The sequence below is a fragment of the Cupriavidus sp. FW305-F7 genome, from assembly GCF_058782875.1.
In genome coordinates this window covers 1-5,241 of the sequence record NZ_JBYSYC010000109.1, presented here as the reverse complement: position 1 = coordinate 5,241, position 5,241 = coordinate 1, and the positions used below count along the sequence as shown (strand labels likewise).

The window sequence follows — 5,241 nt, the reverse complement described above, 5'->3', positions numbered from 1 at the left end:
AGGCCTTCCGCCTCCTCAACATCAGCCCCGTCGCCTGTACCCAGTAATCGACTCGCTCGCGAGCACATAACCGCGAGCAATCAAAGCGTTATGCGCGCCGCGTGCTCAAAGTTCGGTCTAACGTATCCACTGTGCTAAGCGACGCAGGCTGTGAGTGGCGTGATGTGATAAAGGTGACAGTATTCCTCACCGACATGAGTAACTACGACAGCTTCAACACCACTTACGCCGAGTACCTTGGCAGCATGCTCCCCGCTCGTTCCTGCGTGGCCGTCGCGAGCCTCCCGCGGGGTGCTGCTGTCGAAATCGAAGTGGTTGCACGACGAACCGGTGCATGATGACGTGGGCAACGGTGGCAACGGTTTCGGCCCATTCGAGTTCGTACCTCCGGCCTCTCTAATCTTGGCTGTCGGTTGCGATTCGATATGGAGCTGTCCGCTGACGGTCTAAGTTCCGCAGTTCGCCCTCGGCCGGCGAAGGCTAGTGCCGGCCGATTCTCCGCTGTTCGCGCGGCCACAGGCTGCCCGGATGGTCACTTCAAACTCCCCCACTTGTGGTCGGCTAAATTCCCCCAGGCAGGACGAGCTGATTATGAGTCGGCTTTCTCTGAGACAGCAAGCCTGGTGGCCGCTTCCTTGAGGCGATAGCTTTTCCCTTCGAACTCGAGGAGTTTGGAGCGGTGCATCATACGGTCGAGGATGGTGGTGGCCATGGTGTTGTCGCCGAGGTATCGCCCCCAGTCCTGCACGACGCGGTTGGACGTGACGATGATGCTTCGACGCAATTTGTAGCGTTGGTGGACCAGCGTCTGCAGCAGTTCGGCGGCGGCATCCGGGATGCGTTTTGCCAGGAACAAGTCGTCGAGCACGACCAGTTCCGGTTCGAGCAGCATCTTGAGCAGGCGGTCCTGATCGGTTCGCGTGTCTACGGCGTAGCCGGCGAACACCGTGTCGGACTCGACGTAACGCACTTTTATACCCTGCAGGATGGCGTTGTAGGCGATGGCCTTGGCGATGTGGCTTTTGCCGGTGCCGGGCTTGCCAATGAGCAGCGCGTTGTCGGCGTCGGCTACGAACTTCAAGGTATGCAACTCGAAGCAGGCTTGGCGCGGCAGCTTCGGGTTGAAGGCCCAATCGAACTCGGCCAAGGTGCGGCGCTCGTCCAGGCCCGACTGCTGGTAGCGCCGCTCGAGTAGCCGGGAGCGGCGACGATCCAGTTCGTCCTGCAGGATCATGGAGAAGGTTTCGAGGAAGGGTTGTTGGCTGGCCTGGGCTTGCAGCACGCGGGTCTCCAGTGTGGCGGCGATGCCTGACAGGCGCAGGTCACGCAAGGCACGGTCGATTTCTGCGAGACTCATGGTCATGAGTGATCTCCTTGGTTTGCGGCGCTTTGTCTGGCGCCGAGCGTGAACAGGTCGGCATAGTCGTCGCCGTCCCGGATCAGGGGGTGTTCCTGGGTCAGGGGCAGTTCGCCCTGGATCGGTGTATCAAGAGCGGCCAGCGCCTGCTCAAGCAGGCGCTCCGTCAAGGCCTTGACCCGGCGATAGCTGGGCACGCCTTCTCGCAAGGCGGTTTCGCAAGCCTCTTCGATCAACCGGCGTGGATACCGCCGGACCAGGCCGACGATGCCCCACAGCTTGCGCTGACCTACACGGCCTTCGGTGTCGAACAGGAGTTGGCACAGGCGCTCGGCAGATGGCCCAATAGCTTTGGCCTGCACCAGGATGCGACGTGTCTCGCGTGAGGGATTAAACAGGCGTTCGTCCTGCGGCAGCACCACCGTGCCAGGCCTGTCCGCCAGATCATGGCTGCGCAGCAAGACTTGGGTATTCAGGTCCCGGATCTCCAGACGATGCGCGTATTTGCGCACCAGCACCCGGCTGCCGATGGCCGCCGGCCGGGCGGCATAGCTGCTGTGGTCGACTCGAACACAGGTGTCGTCGTAGACGGTGTAGACGCGGTCGGTGAAGTACTCGAAGTTTCTTGCCGGTAGCGCCCTCAGGTGAGGACGCTCTTCTTCGAACATCGCCTGAACCTGGCGCCGTGTGCTGCCATGGACCCGCTTGGAGGCCCATTTCTCCTCCCATTGCTCAAGGAAGGCATTCTGCGCCTCGATCGACTCGAAGCGCCGCCCTTTCAGAGCAGTAGCCTGCGTATGCTGGATCGCATTCTCGACTGTGCCTTTGCGGTCAGGGTCGCGTACCCGTGCCGGATCGGCTACCACCCCATAATGGGCCAGCATGGCCGCATACACCGGGTTGAGCTCGGGTTCATACAGATCAGGCTTGAGGACACCTTCCTTTAAATTGTCCAGCACCACGTACTGGGTCGAGCCACCGAAGTAGCGCCAAGCTTGCTCGTGCAGTTCCGCCCAGACTTGCTGGCTCGACTTCCACACCACGCGCCGGAAGCTATGCCGCGAATGGCGCAGCGTCATCACGAACAACCGCGGCTTGCGGTAGCGGTCTGTGCCAGGCAACCGGGTCGGCGCCCCCTCGCCATAGTCAACCTGCGCCTCCTCGCCGGCCAGGAATTCCAGTCGGTCGAATTGCTTTGGCGCTTGGTGGCGCAAGGACCGAACGAAACGCTTGACGCTTTCGTAGCTGGCGGTGAAGCCGTACTGATCGACGAGATCTTGGTAGATCGCCGTGGCGTTCCGATGCAGTTGCACCTGGGCTCGCACAAACTCCTGGTATGGCGCGCACGCCGACAATTGATGTGCACCAGTTGCCGGTGGTCGGGGTGGGGGAATTTGCGGCTCGGAGCCGGTGGTCACCGTGGGGGAGTTTGCCTGCTGGGCGGCAGCAAATTGCGCTTGATACCCCCGAATCGTCTTGCGATCGACGCCGGTGATCCGGGCGATCTCCCGCTGACCCTTGCCAGCGGCGATTAGCGTAGCGATGGTGGTCTGTATATGTGGCTTCAAGACGTTCACTCCGGCAACCCCTCTGCTTCTTATTCGAGGGGAACAAGGTAACGTCCTGCCTGGCGCTCACATCACTTGCAGCGCCCCTTCAGGTGGGGGAGTTTGAGGTGACCACAGGTGGAGGAGTTTGGCCGACCATCGGGGCAGGCTGAGGCCGTTCTTGGCCACGAGCCGCCGTCCACATATGTCATCGGTCGGACGTTCAGACGTCGGCTCAGCCCTGTAACCCGCCATCCGATTGGAAGAGGTGAGCACCGTTCGTCTTGCAGCAGTTGGATGTCTCAGTCGGGTGGCGCCGACCTGCGCCCTCCCCTCGGCCGCCCCAAGTCGGTAGAGTCGAGATGTGGCGCGGTGGCAGTAGGTTTGGTTTGTCTGTTGCCGCCCCTTTCGTCTGGCGGTGCCCTAGTAACCTCCCCGTGGCTCCGTTTCCACACCCCGCTCATCGAACCGGACAGGCGGATCTCCCGCACTAAATGTAATGGATCACATTTGTCGCGGGAAAACCGCATGCTGCGTTTGACGTGGCGGGAGGTGGAAATGTGACTATGGTCGCCGGATTGCGGGCCATCGCGAAAGCGGTGGAATCACCACCGGCACCTGAAAGTGCGCGCGCCAGTTCTCGACCCTACCGATGAGCGGGATGTGGAAACGGGGTTATGGCCAGGTTATTGGGGCGCCGCCAAACGAAAGGGGCGGCAACAGACAAACCGAACCTACTGCTACCGCGCCACATCTCGACTCTACCGCCGCCCTGCTTGCGCTAAACAGCCAGCGCAAGCAGGGCGGCGGCCACTCGAACCTCGTCACCTGTCAAGCGTTCTTGGCGCAAATTGCGATTTATCTTGGCGGCTTATCTTGGGTGGATTGGGGCTACTACCTCGACCATCTCCTCGACAAGGGCGCTTATGTGCTCGACCCACGAGGAAGCTGGTTTAGCCGTGAGAATATCCAGGAGCGCCTAACGATGCGTGAGGTGATGGACCAGCTCCGCGGCTCGGGCGTCGATACCGGCGGTCCGGCGCCCTACGCCCCACAGAATAGCAAGGCGTTCGCTGCCCAATCGGATCGGTTCCTGGCACGCCATGAGCCGCCGGGTGCGGTCGCCTGAAGCGCGCGAGCCACAGCGACGCAATAGTGGACCGTAGCGTCGCTCCGGCCAGTCGCTTGCCGGCCAGGGCCGGCCGGTGGCGATGTTTCTCACAAAGACGACGTTGAAGTGCCCCTCCGCATCCGTAAGCGGTCATCCACCTTGATGATGCCAATCCTCGCTCACGACTGGTAGCAGTGTGGAGGCGGCGGCCACATTATGTGACACCTCCTTCCTCAGACTGATAGCTTGGACTTCGCCACCGCACCAGAGCGATCGTTCGGACCCGGCAGCAAATCACCACCAAGAAAACGTTGGAGGGAAGGAACGTAACCTACTGCACGCATTTGCTCAGACTGACTCGACAACGGAGTATGCCTCGCCGTCGATTAAGCCCACTTGCAAGGAAAGGGCATCAACGCCGTCCAGACAACCGACGTTGATCCCGTAGAGCTCGGGGGCCGTACGAGGGCGGTGGAACACATAGATGCCACACACTTTGCAGAAGTAGTGTTTTGCCACCTTAGAATTGAATTGATAAATCGACAAGCATTCCTCCCCGGCGAGTAACGTAAAGCAGTCAACCGGGACACGTGTCATGACTGCGCCTCGGCGTTTGCAGAACGAGCAGTTACAACGCTTCGCTGGGTCCAGCGTTGACTTGATTTCAAACTGAATTTTTCCGCAATGACAAGAACCGTGATAGGTATTCATCTCGCCTTGCATGATTCATCCTCCGGAGTGGAAAATGGGATGGTGTAGTCCGTCGACGCGAAAGGATGCCGGTCAAAAGTTCCGTCCATTGGATTTTCGTCAGCGGACCAAATTGGGCGTGACCTCGTGATCTGAACCACCGTAGTAGTAATCGAGTATCGGTTATCCATCCATTGCAAGGGCCTCGACTGCTTCCGGATTCCACTTCAGTCCAATACCCGGGCGATCCGTAGCTGCTCTTATGCGTCCGCCCAATTGACATACTCGAGGTAGTGGCACGTGGGCGTCGCCGCAAGAAGGTGAACGCTGATCTCCGGTGCCAGATGCGGCGACATCTCGCGATATTTCAATTTTAAACGTAGTACAGGACCCCAGCCTTGCAAAGCCAAACATGACTAGGCAACGCGTGCCTCTTTTGAATTTCAAGTGGGTGGTATGGTGGCGGGTTTCAGGTAAAGAGCAACACGAGCGATGCATAGCAAACTGTTTGAAGCAGCCCTTGGCGTAAGCGATCC

At 59.9% G+C, this 5,241-nt stretch carries 4 protein-coding genes and 1 pseudogene; 2 read left to right on the top strand and 3 right to left on the bottom strand.

From position 1 onward, the window contains the following. Positions 1 to 95: 95 nt before the first annotated feature. Positions 96 to 338 (top strand): annotated as a pseudogene (locus AC3WL8_RS39745) (RidA family protein); the annotation flags it as partial. Between the two features lie 251 nt (positions 339 to 589). On the opposite strand, the gene istB reads toward AC3WL8_RS39745, so the two are convergent. Next, positions 590 to 1,363 carry an IS21-like element helper ATPase IstB gene (gene istB / locus AC3WL8_RS39740; protein WP_492380238.1) on the bottom strand — a complete coding sequence of 258 codons (774 nt, stop codon included), beginning with the start codon at positions 1,361 to 1,363 and terminating at the stop codon, positions 590 to 592. Then, a complete protein-coding gene (gene istA, locus AC3WL8_RS39735; protein ID WP_492380237.1) occupies positions 1,360 to 2,934 on the bottom strand; it encodes an IS21 family transposase in 1,575 nt (524 codons plus the stop codon). Before istA ends, istB begins: the two co-directional genes overlap by 4 nt. Positions 2,935 to 3,556: 622 nt before the next feature. On the opposite strand from istA, the gene AC3WL8_RS39730 reads away from it, so the two are divergent. Next, on the top strand, positions 3,557 to 4,033 hold the full coding sequence (locus AC3WL8_RS39730) for a DUF188 domain-containing protein (RefSeq protein ID WP_492380236.1): 477 nt from the start codon (positions 3,557 to 3,559) through the stop codon (positions 4,031 to 4,033). 330 nt (positions 4,034 to 4,363) lie between these two features. Here the strand turns inward: AC3WL8_RS39730 and AC3WL8_RS39725 are convergent, their stop codons facing one another. Further along, a complete protein-coding gene (locus AC3WL8_RS39725; protein WP_492380235.1) occupies positions 4,364 to 4,738 on the bottom strand; it encodes a GFA family protein in 375 nt (124 codons plus the stop codon). Positions 4,739 to 5,241 lie beyond the last annotated feature (503 nt).

Bases quoted from the DNA above. Each gene is read 5' to 3' on its own strand.
- istB (WP_492380238.1), bottom strand. From the start codon at position 1,363: ATGACCATGAGTCTCGCAGAAATCGACCGTGCCTTGCGTGACCTGCGC.
- AC3WL8_RS39730 (WP_492380236.1), top strand. From the start codon at position 3,557: ATGAGCGGGATGTGGAAACGGGGTTATGGCCAGGTTATTGGGGCGCCG.
- AC3WL8_RS39725 (WP_492380235.1), bottom strand. From the start codon at position 4,738: ATGCAAGGCGAGATGAATACCTATCACGGTTCTTGTCATTGCGGAAAA.